The sequence below is a fragment of the Veillonella sp. 3310 genome, from assembly GCF_003999875.1.
Taxonomy (GTDB): Bacteria; Bacillota; Negativicutes; order Veillonellales; family Veillonellaceae; genus F0422.
Map to the genome: position 1 here is coordinate 279,602 of NZ_RQVJ01000001.1, position 19,531 is coordinate 299,132.

The 19,531-nt window shown below is 39.4% G+C and carries 17 protein-coding genes and 2 riboswitches; of the genes, 1 reads left to right on the forward strand and 16 read right to left on the reverse strand.

Annotated features, from left to right (window positions below; translation table 11 throughout):
• Positions 1-119: 119 nt before the first annotated feature.
• The 13 genes from trmFO to thiD form a co-directional block, all read right to left on the reverse strand.
• The gene (gene trmFO, locus EO127_RS01395) at positions 120-1,439 is read right to left on the reverse strand and encodes a methylenetetrahydrofolate--tRNA-(uracil(54)-C(5))-methyltransferase (FADH(2)-oxidizing) TrmFO (protein ID WP_127447700.1); all 1,320 of its coding nucleotides are present in this window, start codon (positions 1,437-1,439) and stop codon (positions 120-122) included.
• Positions 1,436-3,685 carry a type I DNA topoisomerase gene (gene topA / locus EO127_RS01400; RefSeq protein ID WP_127447701.1) on the reverse strand — a complete coding sequence of 750 codons (2,250 nt, stop codon included), beginning with the start codon at positions 3,683-3,685 and terminating at the stop codon, positions 1,436-1,438. Before topA ends, trmFO begins: the two co-directional genes overlap by 4 nt.
• A gap of 13 nt (positions 3,686-3,698) precedes the next feature.
• Positions 3,699-4,802, reverse strand: a complete 1,104-nt coding sequence (dprA, locus tag EO127_RS01405) for a DNA-processing protein DprA (RefSeq protein WP_127447702.1) — start codon at positions 4,800-4,802, stop codon at positions 3,699-3,701.
• Positions 4,803-6,374 (reverse strand): YifB family Mg chelatase-like AAA ATPase, encoded by a 1,572-nt coding sequence (locus tag EO127_RS01410; protein ID WP_127447703.1) that lies wholly within the window; start codon positions 6,372-6,374, stop codon positions 4,803-4,805.
• Between the two features lie 15 nt (positions 6,375-6,389).
• Positions 6,390-6,746 carry a YraN family protein gene (locus EO127_RS01415; protein ID WP_127447704.1) on the reverse strand — a complete coding sequence of 119 codons (357 nt, stop codon included), beginning with the start codon at positions 6,744-6,746 and terminating at the stop codon, positions 6,390-6,392.
• 244 nt (positions 6,747-6,990) lie between these two features.
• Entirely contained in the window at positions 6,991-7,794 is an 804-nt protein-coding gene (locus tag EO127_RS01420; protein WP_127448055.1) for a ribonuclease HII, read from the reverse strand.
• A complete protein-coding gene (ylqF, locus tag EO127_RS01425; RefSeq protein WP_127447705.1) occupies positions 7,781-8,674 on the reverse strand; it encodes a ribosome biogenesis GTPase YlqF in 894 nt (297 codons plus the stop codon). Before ylqF ends, EO127_RS01420 begins: the two co-directional genes overlap by 14 nt.
• 93 nt (positions 8,675-8,767) lie before the next feature.
• Positions 8,768-9,109, reverse strand: coding sequence for a 50S ribosomal protein L19 (gene rplS / locus EO127_RS01430; protein ID WP_062402893.1), 342 nt, complete (start codon positions 9,107-9,109; stop codon positions 8,768-8,770).
• 127 nt (positions 9,110-9,236) lie between these two features.
• Positions 9,237-10,130: a zinc metalloprotease HtpX gene (locus tag EO127_RS01435; protein WP_127447706.1), complete on the reverse strand. Its 894-nt coding sequence runs from the start codon at positions 10,128-10,130 to the stop codon at positions 9,237-9,239.
• Positions 10,131-10,136: 6 nt separating this feature from the next.
• Positions 10,137-12,170: a glycine--tRNA ligase subunit beta gene (gene glyS, locus EO127_RS01440; RefSeq protein WP_127447707.1), complete on the reverse strand. Its 2,034-nt coding sequence runs from the start codon at positions 12,168-12,170 to the stop codon at positions 10,137-10,139.
• A gap of 1 nt (position 12,171) precedes the next feature.
• The gene (gene glyQ, locus EO127_RS01445) at positions 12,172-13,047 is read right to left on the reverse strand and encodes a glycine--tRNA ligase subunit alpha (protein ID WP_009354040.1); all 876 of its coding nucleotides are present in this window, start codon (positions 13,045-13,047) and stop codon (positions 12,172-12,174) included.
• Between the two features lie 377 nt (positions 13,048-13,424).
• Positions 13,425-14,096: a thiamine phosphate synthase gene (gene thiE / locus EO127_RS01450; protein ID WP_127447708.1), complete on the reverse strand. Its 672-nt coding sequence runs from the start codon at positions 14,094-14,096 to the stop codon at positions 13,425-13,427.
• A 106-nt stretch (positions 14,097-14,202) separates the two neighbouring features.
• Complete coding sequence (thiD, locus tag EO127_RS01455) at positions 14,203-15,009, reverse strand: bifunctional hydroxymethylpyrimidine kinase/phosphomethylpyrimidine kinase (protein ID WP_127447709.1); 807 nt, start codon at positions 15,007-15,009, stop codon at positions 14,203-14,205.
• Positions 15,010-15,075: 66 nt separating this feature from the next.
• A riboswitch (TPP riboswitch) is annotated at positions 15,076-15,172 on the reverse strand.
• A gap of 181 nt (positions 15,173-15,353) precedes the next feature.
• A riboswitch (TPP riboswitch) is annotated at positions 15,354-15,461 on the forward strand.
• A gap of 131 nt (positions 15,462-15,592) precedes the next feature.
• Here thiD and cytX point away from each other — a divergent pair.
• Positions 15,593-16,774 carry a putative hydroxymethylpyrimidine transporter CytX gene (gene cytX, locus EO127_RS01460; protein WP_127447710.1) on the forward strand — a complete coding sequence of 394 codons (1,182 nt, stop codon included), beginning with the start codon at positions 15,593-15,595 and terminating at the stop codon, positions 16,772-16,774.
• A gap of 118 nt (positions 16,775-16,892) precedes the next feature.
• Here the strand turns inward: cytX and EO127_RS01465 are convergent, their stop codons facing one another.
• The 3 genes from EO127_RS01465 to EO127_RS01475 form a co-directional block, all read right to left on the reverse strand.
• Positions 16,893-17,333 (reverse strand): GNAT family N-acetyltransferase, encoded by a 441-nt coding sequence (locus EO127_RS01465; RefSeq protein WP_127447711.1) that lies wholly within the window; start codon positions 17,331-17,333, stop codon positions 16,893-16,895.
• Positions 17,334-17,410: 77 nt separating this feature from the next.
• Positions 17,411-18,103 (reverse strand): DNA repair protein RecO, encoded by a 693-nt coding sequence (locus EO127_RS01470; RefSeq protein WP_127447712.1) that lies wholly within the window; start codon positions 18,101-18,103, stop codon positions 17,411-17,413.
• A gap of 43 nt (positions 18,104-18,146) precedes the next feature.
• Positions 18,147-19,481 carry a hemolysin family protein gene (locus tag EO127_RS01475; RefSeq protein WP_240645960.1) on the reverse strand — a complete coding sequence of 445 codons (1,335 nt, stop codon included), beginning with the start codon at positions 19,479-19,481 and terminating at the stop codon, positions 18,147-18,149.
• Positions 19,482-19,531: the final 50 nt, after the last annotated feature.

A 19,531-nucleotide genomic window follows, 5' to 3' on the forward strand; every position in this document is an offset into this window, starting at 1 on the left:
AGGAAAGAATGCCATGACGGCTTCTTTCCTCTTTTTTATCTATAATACTTCAATTATTACAAGGTCCTATTATCTTTGTACATCTAAAGTACTATACCTATTGGGTACCAATTCATGAATTAAGATAGTAACTCTTCATGCGCAATTAATGCATCTAATTCTTCTAAAGCACGTTGCGCAATTAATGCATTTTTTTCTTTTTTCTTACGTACTTTAGCTCCCCAAGGTTCCATGATGCCGAAATTTACATTCATTGGCTGGAAATTAGAACCTTCATAGGCACTGATATAATGACTTAACCCACCAAGAGCCGTTGTTTTTGGGAATGTAACAAATTCTTTATCCTGTAACATACGTGCCACTTGGATAGCTGCCATCATACCTGCAGCTGCTGATTCTAAATAGCCTTCCACACCTGTCATTTGACCAGCAAAGAATAATCGTGGATTAGACTGTAATTGGAATGCTTGGTTTAACAGTTCTGGAGAGTTAATATACGTGTTACGATGCATCACGCCATAGCGAATAAATTCTGCATTCTCTAAACCTGGAATCATTTGGAATACTCGTTTTTGTTCGCCCCATTTTAAATGTGTTTGAAAGCCCACCAAATTGTACATAGTAGCTTCTTTGTTTTCCTTGCGTAACTGCACTACCGCATGCCACTCAATATTGTTCCGAGGATCTACGAGACCAACTGGTTTTAAAGGTCCATAACGCAATGTATCTACCCCACGGGATGCCATAATTTCTACAGGCATACAACCTTCAAAATAAATTTCTTTTTCAAAATCTTTGGGTTGTACCACATCAGCTGTAGTCAGAGCTTCATAGAAAGCATCATATTCTTCTTTCGTCATAGGGCAGTTTAAATAGTCTGCATCCCCTTTATCATACCGTGAGGCTGCAAATACTTTATCGTAATTCAAAGACTCTGCTGTTACGATAGGCGCTGCTGCATCATAAAAATAAAAATCTTTAGAACCAGTTAACTCCTTAATTTTAGCCCCTAAAGTTTCTGATGTAAGTGGGCCACTTGCAAAAATAACAATACCTTTTGCCGGAATCTCAGTCACTTCTTCATGAATCACCGTAATTAAGGGGTGTTCTTTAATACGTTCTGTGACCCTTTTGCTAAAAGCATGACGATCTACAGCCAAGGCACCACCTGCTGGAACTTGCGTAGCATCGGCAGATTCCATAATTAAGGAATCTAAGCGACGCATTTCTTCTTTCAAAAGACCCACTGCATTTTCTATGGTATTTGCACGCAAAGAGTTAGAACATACTAACTCTGCAAATTGATCTGTATGATGAGCCGGTGAAGACACTTTTGGACGCATTTCATATAGGTGTACAGGAATACCACGTTTAGCCAATTGGTAGGCTGCCTCAGAGCCAGCAAGACCAGCTCCAATAATAGTTACAAAATCTTTCATTCTTTATCTTCTTTCTTTGTTCTAGGTTTACGTTTTGGTCTTGTTTCACAATCAGGATTAGAACAAAACTCTTTCTTATTGCCGTTTTTATATACTTTTTCAGCCATTAAGCTGCCACAAACTGGACAGGTTTTATCAATAGGTTTATCCCACATAGTAAAATCACAAGATGGATACCCTTCGCAACCATAAAAGATACGACCTCTCTTAGATTTACGTTCTAAAATTTCATGAGATTTACATTTAGGACATATAACCCCTGTGCTAACTGTAATGGACTTAATATTTCGACACTCTGGAAAATTAGAGCATGCTAAATATTTACCATAAGGCCCTAATTTGTAGACCATATCATGTCCACATTTTTCACAAAGAATACCACTCTTCTCTGCTTCTATCTCTATCCTTTCAGCCGATTCAGCTGTGTATAACTCCTTCTCGAAACTTTCATAGAATGAATGAATCACGGCTTCGTAGAAGTTAGTCCCTTGTGCAATATGGTCTAAATCTTCTTCCATAGAGGCTGTAAATTTCATATTAATGAACTTTTCAAAGTGAGTTGTTAAAAACTCCACCACAGCAAATCCTAAGTCAGTAGGAATAAACTGTTTGTCCTTCCGTTCCACATAATTCCGTTTTAAAATGGTATCAATGGTTGCTGCATAGGTACTTGGACGACCAATTCCTTGTTCTTCTAATACTTTGATAAGACCTGCCTCAGAATAACGACTTGGAGGTTGCGTAAAATGCTGTATACCATCTATAGAAATAGGCATAATAGTTTGCCCTTTCTCTAGAGCTGGCAATATATGGTCATCCTCTTTTTTAGCTTCCTCATAGACTTCTGTAAAACCTTTGAATAGCACACGATTCCCTGACGCCTTCAACGTATACTCATCTACATGAAAGTGCATGGTTACTGTTTCACTTTTCTGTGGAGCCATTTGACTAGCTAAAAATCGATTCCAAATCAAGGTATATAATTTTAGCTCATCACTAGTTAAATAGGACGCTACCGCTTTAGGTGGCAATTCCAACATGGTAGGGCGAATTGCTTCATGCGCATCTTGTGCATTCGCCTTCGCTCCAAATACATTTGGTTTACTTGGATAAAACTCCTTCCCAAAAGTCTTAAGAATATAGGCTTTAGCTGCTTCTTGCATTTCCTTCGATATCCGATTGGAATCTGTACGCATATACGTAATCAAACCTACATGACCATAGCCACCAATTTCTTTACCTTCATATAAATGTTGTGCAGCAGACATAATGCGTTTTGCATTCATATTCAGTTTTCGTACACCTTCTTGTTGCATCGTAGACGTCGTAAATGGAGCAGGTGCTTTACGACTACGTTGCCGTGATTCTACAGAACTAACTACACTTTCACGACCACGAATAACGCTTAATACGGCATTACTTTCTATTTTATTAGAAATCGTTAACTTTTCATTGCCTTTGTGAGTCACTACCACATCAAATTGTTCATTCTTAGCAGTTTGATACACACCTTCAATAGTCCAATATTCTTCTGGAACAAAGGCTTGGATCTCTCGCTCCCGATCACAGATAATGCGTACGGCTACAGATTGAACACGTCCGGCACTTAGACCTTTACAAATTTTTTTCCACAGTAAAGGGCTTAATTTATAACCTACAATACGGTCCAATACACGACGAGCCTGTTGAGCATCTACCATATGCATATCAATCGGTCTAGGTGCTGCTATCGCTTCTTGAATAGCATGCTTAGTAATCTCATTGAAAGTCACCCGACATGGCGTAGTTCCATCTATATTTAAAATATGAGCTAAATGCCAAGAGATGGCCTCTCCCTCACGGTCAGGGTCAGTTGCCAAATATACAGCTTTTGCCTTATCTGCTTCTTTACGTAACTCTTCGATAACAGCCTTTCTACCTGGTACATTCAAATATCTAGGTAAAAATCCATTAGTAATAGATACACCCATTTGCATTTTAGGTAAATCTCTTAAATGTCCCATGCTAGCTTTTACCACATAGTCATCACCTAAAAATTTTTCAATGGTCTTTGACTTTGCTGGAGATTCCACGATGATTAAAGTTTTTCCATCTTTTTTGAAAGTCCGTTTATGCTCTATTTCAATCGGTTCTGGACGCATAACCAAAGGTCTAGGCTCTGGTGCTTTGGCGCTTGATTTGACAGCTTCTTTTGCTTCTTTGTCTTTTTTCTTCTCCCCTGTAACGAAGGATCTAGTAATGGCCAAAAATCTTCCTCCTCTAAGTATGTAGTACGTACCCCTGAGAGGTATGTGTAATCATTTGTTTTAGTTCTAATTGTAACAGCAATGTATGAAGATTTGTTAAAGGCAATTGAGTCGTATGTACTAATTCTTCAATCGTTGTATTTCCACCAGGATTCATAGCCTCTAGCACACGTTGTTCCTCTTCATTCACTGTGTTTACTTGTTCACTATTCATGTTACTATACTTTGCGACTTTTTGCCAACCATATTCATGCAATACTTGTTCAGGATCTGTTAAGACAGTAGCCCCTTGCTGAATAAGCCAATGATTTCCATCACAAGTATGTGTCAATACATTCCCTGGTATAGTAAACACATCTCTTCCTTCATTTATCGCCATATCAGCAGTAATCAAAGAACCACTGCTAGCTTTTGCCTCCACAACAATGGTGCCTCTCGTCATACCACTAATAATTCGATTTCGAGAAGGAAAGTGATGGCTCTTAGCTTGCATATGCGGTCCATATTCAGATAGTAATAATCCATCTTTTTCTAAAATTTCTAAAAATAAATTCCGATTTGTTCTTGGATAGGTTACATTTAAACCACAGCCCATGACGGCAATCGTTGGAGCTTGTCCTTGCAAAGCTCCTTCATGGCTAGCACGATCGATGCCCATAGCGCCGCCACTAACAACGATAATACCTAAATTAGATAAAGCACGACCAAAGTATCTAGCTACTTGTACACCATAAGAAGAGCACTTTCTAGCGCCTACCATTGCTAATGAACGATCCATATGCTGCAACACTTCTATATTTCCACGCCCATACAACACTCGGGGACTATTATAAATCTCTAGTAACGATTTAGGATAGTAAGGAGATTCCCAAGTAATCACATGCATATGAAAGCGCTCTAAATCTTCTTCTAATTGTAATAGAAAGCTTTCATTGATAGGTCGACGAATTTCATCAAACAATTCATATTTACAACCTAACGATGGTTCTACATTATGATGTAACACATGATGCCAAGCTTCCTTTGCACTTTCGTAATAAGTAAATAAATTACCTAAACTAGCATTACCTAACCCTACCACATGTTGGAGAGCACTCGCATAGATTTCCTCTTTCATTTACAATCCCTCCTGTACTTGCCGATAACTTAAGGCCTCTGCCACATGCTCTGCCAAAATCTCTTCAGATTCTGCCAAATCAGCAATCGTTCTTGCTACCTTGATGATGCGGTCATAACTACGTAAACTCAAATGCAACGTGGTAAAAGCTGAATCTAGTAAATTTTTAGCTTCTTCAGAAAGTTTCGCATAGATTTCAATATCACTATGACTTAAATGTGAGTTCACGCTGATATTCGTACCCTTGTACCTTTCCATTTGCATAGCTCTCGCACGAATTACACGGTTCCGTACTTGCTTCGTACTAACTTCATCCCTTGGTGCATATATCTCTGTTAACGTAGGCCGTTCTACGGGAACTACTAAATCCATTCTATCCAAAATAGGACCCGATAAAACCCGTTGATACCGTTGAATTTGCGTAGCTGTACATGTGCATCGATAATCTTCTTCCGTTCCAAACCATCCACATGGACATGGGTTCATAGCCATGACAACAATACAATCACTGGGATAGGTCGTTGCCATTCCAATCCGTGCAATATGTATTTGCCGTTCTTCTAAGGGTTGTCGCAATACCTCTATAACAGGTCTACGAAACTCTGGTGCTTCATCCAAAAATAACACACCTTTATGAGCCAACGTAATTTCCCCTGGTTTCGGTGGTTGTCCCCCTCCTGCCATGGCCACTAAGGTACTCGTATGATGAGGACTCCGGAATGGTCGTTCTTCCATTAATCGACCACTTTTTAATAAACCCATCACACTATAAATACGGCTTACCTCTAGTTGTTCCTCCCTTGAAAGAGGTGGCAATAAAAAGGGCAATCGCTTTGCTAACATAGTCTTGCCCGACCCCGGAGGTCCTGTCATCAACAAATGATGACCACCCGCCGCTGCTATTTCTAAGGCTCGCTTAGCCATCACTTGTCCTTTTACATCTTGTAAGTCTAGCATTTCCATCCTATGTTTTGATATCTCTATCGATGTTTGTATACTTAGGTGCTTTTTCTTTTCAGGATGCTCTACTAGTTCAACAACTTCAGATAGGCTAGACAATCCATACACAGGTATGGAAGAACCACTAGTAGCCTCTTCTTGATTTCCCAGTGGCACAATAATATCTTCTACCATAGAAGTATAACTATGTTCATTTTCTAACTCCTGATTTGTCACCCCCATCACCATAGATAACATACCCATTACAGGTTGCAAAGAACCATCCAATGATAATTCTCCTATAAATACATGGTGATTCCATTGTATAGACTGTTTTTTCTTATGTTTACCTTCCTGTAGGGCTGCTAAAATACCCATGGCAATGGCTAAATCTAAGGATGATCCATCTTTCCGAATATGTGCAGGCGCCAAATTGACCACGATTCGTTTCATAGGAAACTCAAAGCCCCCATTTTTGATAGCCGATCGGACTCGCTCTTTTGCCTCTTTCACAGAGGTAGCTGGTAAGCCAACAATATCAAAACTTGGTAAGCCTGGGCTAATATCTACTTCTACGGTCACCACATAGCCATCAATACCACTTACACATACTCCATAGGTTTTTGCATACATGGTTCTCCTCCTATCTTATAAATGACATGCTTTCATATGCCGTAATTCATGATCTCCTGCTTGAGGCACATATACTTCTATCACATCAAATCGTATAGATTCATACTCTATATCACGAGTTGCCAAAAACATTGATATAACATGACGTATGTGTTGTTTCTTTTTCCAATGCACCGCCTCGCAGGGCATTCCATAGGTTTGGGTACGTCTCGTTTTCACTTCTACTACAATAAGTATATTTTCTTTTTTAGCGATAATATCTACTTCACCAAATCGATAGCGTACATTTCGTTCCAATACATCATAGCCTTGATCTTTCAAATAATTTGTAGCTAGGTCTTCTCCGTATCTTCCTAATTCAATGTGGTTCATAGGCACCTCCTTAGTTCTAGATTACTTTCATTATGAAAGAATGTAAACGGGGCACCCCACACTGTTAGGAGTGTACTCCTCTAAGAGTGTTATAATCCATATACAATTATCGATATACAAAAAGCATTCTCATAGAATCATCTATAAGAACGCTTTTATAAAACAATATACTATTATTTATCACCAATAGAGATGACAGATAAGATATTACCTGTAAGCCTATACTAGGCTAATACTCTACAGTTTATATTTCTTCCACAGGCTTACCTGCTACAATGGATTTTATAGGTTCAAAACTATGCCGATGCAATGGAGTAATGCCTAAGTCTTTGATAGCCTGCTTGTGTACATCTGTATAATATCCTTTATGAATAGCAAAACCAAAACCTGGATACTCTTCTTCCATAGATTCCATGAAGCGGTCCCGCGTTACCTTCGCTATAATGGAGGCGGCGGCAATAGACGCACTTTTCGAATCCCCTTTTATCAAAGATTCTACTGGTACCTTTAAATCTGGTAATTTCATGGCATCCGACAAGACAGCTTCTGCCTGTACTGGCAAATGGCGTATGGCTTCATACATAGCTTGTCGCGTAGCTTCATAAATATTGAGTGTATCAATGACTTCCGCCTCATAAGACACACAGTGTACAGCTACTGCCACTTCCATGATTTGATCAAATAAGGCATCCCGCTTTTCTGGTGTTAGTTTTTTAGAATCATTCAAACCTACTAACTTGCAATGAGGTGGTAAAATAACAGCTGCTACCGTGACTGGGCCTGCAATCGGGCCTCTGCCCACTTCATCAACGCCAGCTACTAAGAATTTTCCTTCTTCATAGAAGCTATCTTCATAGGCATACATGGCTTCTAACCGTTGTTGCTCTTCTAAGACCTTTTTCTGCTTTCGTAAATACACACCCGCTGCGTTCTTAACGGATTCACGAGGATCTTCTAATGCCCATTGCACATAGTCAAAAGGACATTCCCCTTGCAACAGTTCCTTAATTTCTTTTACTTTCAGCTGGTGAAAGTCATTCTTCGTCAACATAGTACGGCTCCTCATCGACGCCATCAAAAGTAATGTATCCCAATTTATTATTGCGGTAATCAGTTAAAATCACACGACGTACCTTATCATAATCTACGATGCCACCGCTTACTAAACAACCACGGCGACGACCGATAGCCTCTAACATAGTATCTACAGATGTGCGTTCTTCTTCCGTCAATTTATAGCGTTCATGCAGTAACGTCGGTTCATGCTCTTCTAAATATGCCAAGAGCTGCTTAATAACAGAATCTAAATCATACACATCATCAGAAATCGCCCCGGTCATCGCTAACCGTGCGGCCGCTCGCTGGTCTTCAAACTTAGGCCACAACACACCTGGCGTATCTAACAGTTCTAAATTCTTACCTACCTTAACCCATTGTTGACCCCGTGTATGACCCGGTTTATTGGCAGTTCGTGTCGCTGCAGATCCAGCTAATTTATTGATTAATGTGGATTTGCCTACATTGGGAATACCTAAAATCATAGTGCGCACGGTGCGACCTTTGATACCTTTTTTTAGCCAACGATCGATGATGGGCTGTGCTAAGGATTCTACAGTTTTCACCAACTGTTTATTACCTTTCCCATTTTTGGAATCAATAGCTATGGCATGAATACCTTCGTTTTTGAAAAATTCAATCCATTCTTTTGTAGCTTTTGGATTCGCCAAATCACATTTATTTAAAATCACTACATGTGGCTTATCGCCGATCAATTCACGAATCACTGGGTTAGCACTACTCCGAGGAATACGTGCATCTAGTAATTCGATAACCACATCTACTTTCTTTTTATGTTCCGTAATCATGCGAGTGGCTTTCGCCATATGGCCTGGAAACCACTGTACGACTGGAAAAATTTCTTGACTCATATTTCACCTATACGTCTATTATCTATATCATATACTTATGGAAATAAAAAAAGGCTAGCCATAGACTTACGTCTCATGGCTAACCCTTTTAAATTAGCGTTTTTCGCGAATACGAGCAGCTTTACCAGTAAGGCTACGTAAGTAGTACAATTTAGCACGACGAACGATACCGCGACGAGTTACTTCGATTTTTGCTAGACGTGGGCTGTGAAGTGGGAATACACGTTCAACACCAACGCCAGAAGCGATACGACGAACTGTGAAAGTTTCACGAACGGAACCACCTTGACGGTTGATTACCAAACCTTCGAAAACCTGAATACGTTCACGGCTACCTTCCACAACTTTTACGTGTACTTTTACAGTATCACCAGCGCGGAACTCAGGAATGTCAGAGCGAAGCTGTTCTTTTTCTAATACATCAATAATATTCACGATTTTTTCCTCCTATTTTGCAGACGTTCGTTACTTACACCTTATAAGCAGAGGACCATCTCAAATTAACAGTATTATTCTATCACAAAAGAAAGTTTTTATGCAAGCATAAAAATTAAAATTTATCCTATTTTCCCTCCACATATTGACGTAATCGTTCGATACGTTTTTCTGTAGCTGGATGTGTGCTATAGAGTTTGCTCATGAGCCCACTTTCACCAGTTTCAACTGTATAGTTGCGTAAGGTAATCAATGCATTATGGAGTTCAGCACCTAAGCCGATTTCATAAGCATATTTATCAGCTCGGTACTCCGCACGTCTACCTGTGAATAAGTCAATAATAACCAAAGGCGCCTTAATGACCCACTGCATAAATAGAATTTGTAAAACTACGAGAAGATAAAAAATCTGTACAATGAACGTAATCACTGGTAGTCGTAAATATTGAATCCATAATATAACGCGCGCAAAGAGTTCATATACACGAATGCACATTTGTCCCAAATAGTTCATATAGAAGCAAGAGAATCCATAGGCTCCATCTTTATGATGAATATGCCCCATTTCGTGAGCCACTATACCTAGTAATTCGTCATATGGCAGCTGTATAATAGCTCCCGTATTGAGACAAATTCGATTATGTCCCATTGCAAAGGCGTTGATGGAATCATCATTTTTGATAAACCAATCGAATTGCGACATATCGATGCCCGTATGGTTTTGTATATCCTTCTGAATCATCTGTAGAATCTCTACCTCTTGCCCTATTGGTCGACGCCCCCCATAGAGCCACATGGTAATGCGATGAAACCAAGGAATTTGCGCTAGTGCCGCCACAAGTAACACAGAGGTACCTGCTACGGCATAGCTAATATTTTCCAGATTAATACGCACATGAAAGAGGTCCATCGCTTTCATCAAAAACGGATGATCAATAGGCCCAAAGATAACCTGGTACATATACACAATACTGCCAATGATGAATAGATTGGCAAAAAATGTTAGTACTGTAACAATCATATGACCCTACTTCAATTTACCCAAGTTACTTACTTCATAAGTCATACGCAATAATTGAAGACGATTTTGTTTTACAGCTTCATCTTTATCCATAACCATAACATGCTCAAAGAATGTTTCAATATAAGGGACCAAAGATTCTGCCAAGCTTACAGCTTTCACATAGTCTCCAGCTTCTAGGGCATTGCGATTCGTTGTATACACAGGTAATGCCGCTTTGTACAAGGCTTGTTCAGAATCTTCTTTCAATAAGGATTCGTCAACGCCTGTGAAAGTCACGTCTTTTACCATATTGAAAATACGTGTGTAGGCTTGCATTAATAGTTCGTTTTCATCCAAACGGTTAGCTGTTAAGGCTTGTCCCAACCCTTCTGCCAGTGCTACAGTCACAGTCTCTTGGCTCAATACGATATCTACCACTTGGTATGGCATACCTTGTTCTAACAAGATATTTTTCAAGCGAAGAATAAAGAAGTTTTCTAATTGACCTAGTAATTCTTCTTGTTTTTCACTAGACACACCCAATAATTCCATCGCTTTTACCCAAATTGGACGCATGGATAAGGACCATTTGCTATCCATCAAGATGTTGATAATACCAATGGTTTGACGGCGCAATGCATATGGATCTTGAGAACCTGTTGGAATTAAACCACGGCTGAAAGTAGCTACAATCGTATCTACCTTGTCAACGATACTCAAAATACGGCCTGCATCGGTAGCTGGTAAAATATCCCCTGCAAAACGAGGTAAGTATTGTTCAAAAATTGCTTGTCCTACGGCTGGTGTTTCGCCATCTAGTAAAGCATATTCTTTACCCATAATACCTTGTAATTCAGTAAATTCGCTGACCATGCCTGTAGTTAAGTCTGTTTTAGCAAGATGTGTAGCACGTTCTAAGGTAGCTGTATCTGCAAAGCCTACTTCTTTTGCTAAGGCAGCACCTAATGTTAATAGACGTTCTGTTTTATCTTTCAAATTGCCCAACCCTTCTTGGAAGACAATTTTTGTCAATGCTTCATAACGACCTGCTAATGGGGTTTTACGGTCTTCATTAAAGAAGAATTTCGCATCATCTAAACGAGCACGAAGCACACGTTCATTACCAGCTGCCACAACTTCTAAGGATTTGCTATCCCCATTGCGAACTGTCAAGAACATAGGAAGCAATTTTCCTTTGCCATCCACCATTGGGAAGTAACGTTGATGGTCTTTCATTGGTGTGATGATGCAATCAGATGGCAACGCTAAATAGCTTTCATCAAAGGTACCACAAAGAGCCGTTGGATATTCTACTAAGAACGTAACTTCGTCCAACAAACCTTCGTCCCACACCACAGTAGCACCTTTCGTAGCTGCTAGTTCTGTTAATTGTTTACGGATTGTTTCACGACGTACGTCTTGGTCGATCATAATGAAGTTCTTAGTTAATGTATCTACATAATCTTTTGGTTCAGCTATGGTCAATTCAGATTCGCCAAGGAAACGATGTCCACGGCTCACGTTCGTGCTTGTTACATTGGCAAATGTCACTGGTACCACGTCTTGACCGAACAACGCCACCAACCAACGTACGGGACGTACAAAACGTTCTTCTAAATCGCCCCAATGCATAGATTTAGGGAAACTTAATCCTGTAATTAAAGATGGTAATACCTCAGATAAAACTTCTTTTGTATCTAAACCAGCTGTCGTTGTATCAGCAAAGATGTAACCATCTACTACTTTCAATTCAGATACATCTAATCCTTTACCTCGAGCAAAACCGATGGCTGCTTTTGTAGGGTTACCGTCTCCATCATAGGCGATAGATACAGATGGACCTTTGTGAGTTTCATGAACATCTTCACCACGTTCTGCTACATCATTGATCAACAAAGCTACACGACGAGGTGTGGCGTATACTTTTACAGCGCCATGTGGAATATGACGCTCTGCCAAAGCAGCTGTCGCCAATTCACCTAATTGTTTGATAATATTTGGCAAAAATCCTGCAGGAATTTCTTCTGCCCCAATTTCAAAGAGTAAATCCTTAGCCATCTTATTTATCTCCTTTCAACAATGGGAAACCAAGTTCTTCTCGTTTCGCCAAATAGTTTTGCGCACAAATACGAGCCATGTTACGAACACGACCGATGAAAGCTGTTCTTTCAGAAATAGAAATCGCACCACGCGCATCTAACAAGTTAAATGTGTGAGAACATTTCAACACATAATCGTAAGCCGGCAACACAAAGCCTAATTGACATACTCGTGTAGCCTCTGCTTCGTACATGTCGAACAATTTGAACAACATATCTGTATCGGCTAATTCAAAGCTGTATGTAGATTGTTCTACTTCGTTCGCATGCCATACATCACCATAGGTATACTGTTCGTTCCATTGTAAGTCATACACATTTTCTACGCCTTGAATGTACATAGCTAACCGCTCTAAACCGTATGTAATTTCAACAGATACTGGTTTTACATCGATGGAGCCCACTTGTTGGAAATAGGTAAATTGCGTTACTTCCATGCCGTCTAACCAAACTTCCCAACCAAGACCCCAAGCGCCTAATGTTGGAGATTCCCAGTTATCTTCTACAAAACGGATATCGTGATCTTCTGCATGAATACCAAGAGCTGCCAAACTTTGTAGGTATAATTCTTGAATATTGTCTGGAGATGGTTTGATGATAACTTGGAATTGATGATGTTGGAACAAACGGTTTGGATTGTCACCATAGCGACCGTCTGCTGGACGACGGGATGGCTCTACATAGCATACAGACCAAGGTTCAGGCCCTAAAGCATGTAAGAAGGTAGCTGGGTTCATAGTACCCGCCCCTTTTTCAATGTCATATGGTTGTTGCAAAATGCAACCTTGTTCACCCCAGAAATTTTGGAGTGTAAAAATCATCTCTTGAAATGTCATTTCCATTCCTCCTTATGTTTTACAGGGAATAAAAAAAGTCCCTGCAACGAAAATCGCTACAGGGACGAGATATACCCGCGGTTCCACCCTAATTGGCTAATGCCCTCTTTTAAAAAATAGCCTTTACTAATTGTCCATACCTAGTATTGTACAACGTTCCTGCTCATGCTCCACAGCGCCTTCTACTCCATTGTGAGCTTTCACCATCCTCACTCGCTAAAGGGAGTATACTCCTCTGCTTCATCGCCTACGTATATATACTATTGTATGGATAAAAGTGGTTAGTGTCAAGGTGTATCCATCTAATCGACGAGATAAATTCTTAATTGCTTTTACTGTACCCCTATTCTAAATAGTGCTGTAAAATGTTCAATATATTATTTTTCCAAGAACATCTTACACCATTCCATGTTCTCTATCCACATGGCCGTTTCATACTCGATATCTTCCATTTCCGTAATAGCAGAGATGACCGCAATACCGTCTACTGGTTCCGCTAAGACATCATCAAAGTTATCTCGATTAATGCCACCAATAGCCACCATGGGAATAGTTGGATTATGAGCACGTAAAGCTAAAATTAATTCTGGTCCTCGTACAGTTTTGGCATCTTTTTTTGTGCTTGTCGCATACATAGGGCCTACACCGATGTAATCCACATAGTCTAGCTTCGTATGTTCTAACTCTTCCACAGAATTAATAGACGTACCTACAAGAGTATATGGTAAACGTTTGCGCACTTCTTCAAGGTCCATATCATCTTGTCCTACATGAACACCATCAGCACCAATACGTTCTGCTAGTTCCACATCATCATTAACGATGAAAGGCACACCATATTCTTTACAAATGTGCTGTAACTCTCGTGCCATTTGTTCTTTTTGTTCTCCTACTAGAGCACCTTCCCCTTTTTCACGAAATTGAAAGCACGTAATACCGCCTTTACAAGCTTCTGTCAACTTTGTATGTATATCCTTAGTATTAGGTGTTCCACAAATGAAATACAAGCCCATCATAGACTGTACCGTTTCTATATCATAGCGTTTCAAAATAATCCTCATTTCTTATATAACAACGATAAAAGATTACCTATAGTATACCACGACATCAAAACTATTCGATATGACTTGCATCATACCTATATAACTGGACAGATTATTCTGAATACTCATCCCCATAAGCCATATGGTTCACTGGTCCATTGCCTGTACCCAACCCTGGATTATGTAAGATAGCTAAACGGATATATTCTTTACCAATGGTGATGGCTTCTTCTAAGGATTTACCTTTTGCTAATTCTGCTGTGATCACCGCCGAGAATGTGCAGCCTGTACCGTGAGTATGTACTGTGTCGTATTTAGGACTGGTCCAAGACCGGCGCATGGACATAGTATCTTTTGTAAACAAGTAATCTGTCGCTTCATCTCCGATATGACCGCCTTTGATGATGACCGCTTGAGGGCCCAATTCTTGTAATATACGAATCCCTGCTGTATGCAAAGCTTCTACCGTATCGATTTTCATATCTGTCAACACTTCCGCTTCACTGCGGTTGGGCGTAATCAAGGTAGCCTTAGGAATTAATATACTTTGCAAAGCTTTCACAGCCTCATCGGAGATAAGACGGTCTCCACTGGTAGCAATCATCACTGGGTCTAATACATAAGGTACCTTAGAATCAATATAAGTACCGATGAGTTCCATCATCTCTGCTGTGGCTAACATGCCAGTTTTCACTGCTTCTGGTACGATATCTGTATACACCGATTGCAACTGCGCTTCAATCATAGATAGATCCATATGAGTAATATGCGTAACACCTTTCGTATTTTGCGCCACTACGGATGTAATGACAGCCATACCATAGACATGACGACTTTGAAAGCTTTTCAAGTCCGCCATCACCCCTGCACCACCTGTTGGATCTGTTCCTGCAATCGTTAACGCTCTATGTAATTTCATAGGTATCTCCTTTACTAGTAACAAAAAAGAACCAATCCTTGGGACGGTTCTTGTACAATTCCTAGTATTCGATGCCATCCACTTTCCTACGCCAGCATTATCTGGTTCAGGTCTAGGGTTTTGATACTCATCAATCTCAGCATAAGCACCCCTAGTGGTTCTTGTATTAATTTAGTTATAACATGAAATAGTACTCAATGCAATACAATAAATACCATCTGAATCATTTTCACTATTAAGATATTTTTTCTCAATATAGATATTCATATAGCCTATGTATTTCATATACTACATTAGATTCACCTATACATTCCTATTGACGTAGTATCATTCAATTCGTATAATACACCTATAAGGGGTGCTCACTGAAGTGGGCTGAGAAGTCGCTATGTGTGACTAACCCATAACCTGATTTGGATAATGCCAACGTAGGGATATACGTATATATTCTTTTGTAGTGCCTATACAAAACATAGTGAACTCTCACTTATGGTGTACTTACTATCAGAGAATATATATCATCTACAGGCTAATCGATTCAGATTAGTCTTTTTTCTTCCCACTGGCATGGATAGGAGTATTCATGACTGATTCAAAACTTTCATCATCGCGGTTGTCCCTCATTTGGTTCGGCGCCGCTCTTTCCATTGCGGAAATTATGACGGGCACCTATTTTGCGCCCCTAGGATTTTCCGACGGCCTATTAGCTATCATCATTGGGCACGTCATCGGCTGTTTGTTATTGTTTGGTGCTGGACTCATCGGTGCTCGTGAACACATGAGCTCCATGCAAACTGTATCCACTGTCTTTGGCAATGGGGGCATGAAATTATTTTCCATTTTAAACGTATTACAACTCATCGGCTGGACCGGCATTATGATTTATGACGGTGCACTTGGCGCCGTAGAATTGTGGAATCTACCATTCACTGCGTGGACTGTCATCATCGGCGCTTTAATCATTGTATGGCTCTTCATCGGCATTCGCAACATGGGCTATATCAACAGTATTATGGGCTACGGTCTAGGTATCCTCTGCATCTATTTATTGATTAGCTTGTTACAAGAAAGTTCTATTCATAGCCAAGGTATCATCACTGATGAACTGACTTTCACAGCTGCCTTAGAATTATCCATTGCTATGCCATTATCTTGGCTACCGCTAATCAGCGATTACACTCGTTTATCTAAAAATCCTGTGGCAGGCACTGCGGCTAGTGCCATTGTGTATGGTGTGACTAGTTCTGTCATGTATGTGTTAGGCCTTGCTGCTGCTCTATATACAAATGAAAGCAACATTGCGAAGGTGCTCCTTCATGCTGGTTTAGGATTTGGTGGGTTAATCATCATTGTATTCTCTACTGTGACCACAACTTTTATGGACGCCCTATCTGCTGGTATTTCCTCTGAAAGTTTGCAATCTAAATATTCTGGTCGTACCATCGGTATCATCGTTACCATCATTGGCACCATCGGTGCATCCATCTATCCAATGGATAATATTATCCCATTCTTATATACCATCGGATCTGTATTTGCTCCTATGATTGCTATTTTATTGACCCATTATTTCTTCTTACGTCATTGTCCATGCCTTGACCATGGTCCAACACTATACATCATTTGCTGGGCATCCGGCACCGTTATGTACCATCGTTTCCTAGATAGTAACCCATTCTTAGGAGCTAGCTTGTCTACCATCGTAGGAACATCCTTGGCAACCATTGCTACGGCGTATATTATTAGCAAATTAAGTAAAAGTTAAGATTCAGGTTCCCATATAGATTTATTAAATATCTAATGCTGTATCAAATATCATTTATATTAATATCTTATTTAACAACAAAACGCGGTTACATGACCGCGTTTTTATTATTTCATATTTACTTAGGTATATAGACCATCTTTACATGTGGGGATCCTTCATGAATAAATGATTCTCCCTTAATTTTAAAACCAAATTTTTCATATAATCCAACTACTTGTTCTTGCGCTTCAATATTCACAGATTTTCCATTCCAGTATTTTTGTATATAATTCATTATATTCTGTACTAACTGACGCCCCATTCCTAAACCACGTGTTGAGTTATGAGTCACAACTCGTCCAAATACAATGATTCCATTGTCTTCGAATATACGTGCATAGGCATCTACTCGACTTGTTTTTTCATTCCAATGAAATAGATGTACTGCTTTAAGATCTATATTATCACATTCATGATATATACGATTTTGTTCAACAACAAATGTATCTATTCTAAGTCTAAATATTTCAAAAAGTTCTAATGGTGACAAATCAGTTAATTTACTTACTTTCCACATATATGATTCCTATCTATAAAAATATCAAATTAAAAGTTAAATACTACAATACTATGTAAATTTATACTACAAAATTTTTATACTATTGTCTCTAAAAACTCTATACTATGCAATGTATATCCTAGCTGATAAGTCAAAATCTTTCGTAAAAGAATTTCTAATTGATCCCATTGATTCGCATTTAGACGTAAGGGCTTCGTAGGAATCCAATCATAGTTCAAAAGCATTGTTATCCCTTGTTGTAGCTCTCGATTCACTACATATTGACAGGTTTCATAGATTTCATCACAAAGGCTTCCCATTGCCTCCGGATCTTCACAATGTTGTCCTTGTGGAACAAATCCAGCAATACTTAACATATGCCAACCTAATACAATAGATCCTAATCGAACTGGTTTATCTTGTATAGCTTGTAAAAATCGACTCATATTCGTATACACACCGCGGTCTAATTTACCTTTTTCAAATAAAGCACTCACCAGTTCACCGCTAAAGGTAGCATAGAAAATATCTTCTAAGCTTTCATAATCACGTGTAGAAATCCCATCCATCTGGATAATATCGTACATGTCTCCATTAGGAGCTACTGTCAAATATAAACGGCTTAAAGGTTGCAAATAAGCACCTTCTTTATAGTTAGCTTTTCGTTTATGGGGTACAGAACAAAGTATAATGCCTTCTAATTTTGTGAGGAACGCATAGATACTATAGTATTTTCGTTTTTTACGCCACAGCACGATGGCTTCACTGGTAAACGTATTTGCTTTCATCTATATGTCCTCTCATCTATATGTCCTCTCCATACAGGTATACTTATTTTGTTTCCTCAGCGTCTTCAATATCAGTCGGTACTGGCACGGCATAGACACGTTCAATGCGATAACCCTGCATTTCTGTCACCGTAAAAGTATATCCATCTACGGTAATGACATCACCAACGGCTGGAGTTCTTTCTAAGATACCAAAGATAACACCACCGATAGTATCTTCATCCACATCACCGAAGGAAATATCTAATAGATCTTCCACTTCATCCACTAAGACTTTTCCAGCAAAATTGTAGGTACCATTTGGATTTTCTACAATAGCCGGTAAATCACGTTCGTGTTCGTCTTGAATATCCCCAACCAATTCTTCTAAAATATCCTCCAAACCTACTAAGCCGACCATACCACCGTATTCATCCACCACAACAGCTTGGTAAATACGACGAGTCCGCATGTGCTGTAATAGAACAGATAATTTCATCACTTCTGGAATGACAAGAATATTACGACGTATGGAACGTAAATCTTTACTCGCTTCTTCACGGCGCTCCATGAGGTCCTTAATATGAACAAGACCAATGATATGATCCTTATCCTCTAAACATAAAGGATATCTCGTGTGGCTTGTAGAAGATACGATATGCATAGTCTCCTCAAAGCTATCTTGGGTATAGACGCACACTACATCTTGCCGAGGAATCATAACTTCTTTCGCAATACGGTCTACGAAATCGAATACATTGTCGATGAGCTCACCTTCAACATGGTCAATTTCACCTTGTTGATGACTACGACTGACCAAGGCACGAATTTCTTCTTCTGTGTGCACTAAATCAATTTCTGTACGATATGGAGCTTTGAAAGCTTTCAGTACCGTATTGCCAATTCGTTCTGCAAGATATACAAAAGGAATTGCAATGTTTCCAGCTAACCGGACGATGGTCACTGTAGTCCCCACATATCGTTCAGGAAAAGATAATGCCAGTCCTTTGGGAATAATTTCCCCAAATATGAGTACCACTACTGCAAATAATGCTAGTATAATCCATTCCACTACAATGGCATATGTGGCATCATAAACGCCTAAATGATGTAATACCAAATCAGTCCCATCTTCTAAATAGCGTCCTACATAGACTGCCAAAACGACAATGAAGAAAAGAATAAAGAAGGTGGACGTATTCATGAACCGCTCAGGCCGTTTGTATAATTCACGTAAATCCTCTTTTTTTCCATCGCTCAATGTGTCCATATCTTCTAGATGTTCTTCTCGTAAACGAGCAAAAGAGAATTTACTAATCACAAATACACTAATAATTAAAATACAAAAGATGGCAAATAGAATCATGCCACCCGTGACGGGGGTATCGATAACAATCATTCCTTTCCTTATGTGATACATAAACAAAATGCGACATCTTAGAGCATATA

Bases quoted from the DNA above. Each gene is read 5' to 3' on its own strand.
- trmFO (WP_127447700.1), bottom strand. From the start codon at position 1,439: ATGAAAGATTTTGTAACTATTATTGGAGCTGGTCTTGCTGGCTCTGAG.
- dprA (WP_127447702.1), bottom strand. From the start codon at position 4,802: ATGAAAGAGGAAATCTATGCGAGTGCTCTCCAACATGTGGTAGGGTTA.
- EO127_RS01410 (WP_127447703.1), bottom strand. From the start codon at position 6,374: ATGTATGCAAAAACCTATGGAGTATGTGTAAGTGGTATTGATGGCTAT.
- EO127_RS01415 (WP_127447704.1), bottom strand. From the start codon at position 6,746: ATGAACCACATTGAATTAGGAAGATACGGAGAAGACCTAGCTACAAAT.
- ylqF (WP_127447705.1), bottom strand. From the start codon at position 8,674: ATGAGTCAAGAAATTTTTCCAGTCGTACAGTGGTTTCCAGGCCATATG.
- EO127_RS01435 (WP_127447706.1), bottom strand. From the start codon at position 10,130: ATGATTGTTACAGTACTAACATTTTTTGCCAATCTATTCATCATTGGC.
- glyS (WP_127447707.1), bottom strand. From the start codon at position 12,170: ATGGCTAAGGATTTACTCTTTGAAATTGGGGCAGAAGAAATTCCTGCA.
- glyQ (WP_009354040.1), bottom strand. From the start codon at position 13,047: ATGACATTTCAAGAGATGATTTTTACACTCCAAAATTTCTGGGGTGAA.
- thiD (WP_127447709.1), bottom strand. From the start codon at position 15,009: ATGAAATTACATAGAGCGTTAACGATTGCAGGAACAGATCCAACAGGT.
- cytX (WP_127447710.1), top strand. From the start codon at position 15,593: ATGACTGATTCAAAACTTTCATCATCGCGGTTGTCCCTCATTTGGTTC.
- EO127_RS01465 (WP_127447711.1), bottom strand. From the start codon at position 17,333: ATGTGGAAAGTAAGTAAATTAACTGATTTGTCACCATTAGAACTTTTT.
- EO127_RS01470 (WP_127447712.1), bottom strand. From the start codon at position 18,103: ATGAAAGCAAATACGTTTACCAGTGAAGCCATCGTGCTGTGGCGTAAA.
- EO127_RS01475 (WP_240645960.1), bottom strand. From the start codon at position 19,481: ATGATTGTTATCGATACCCCCGTCACGGGTGGCATGATTCTATTTGCC.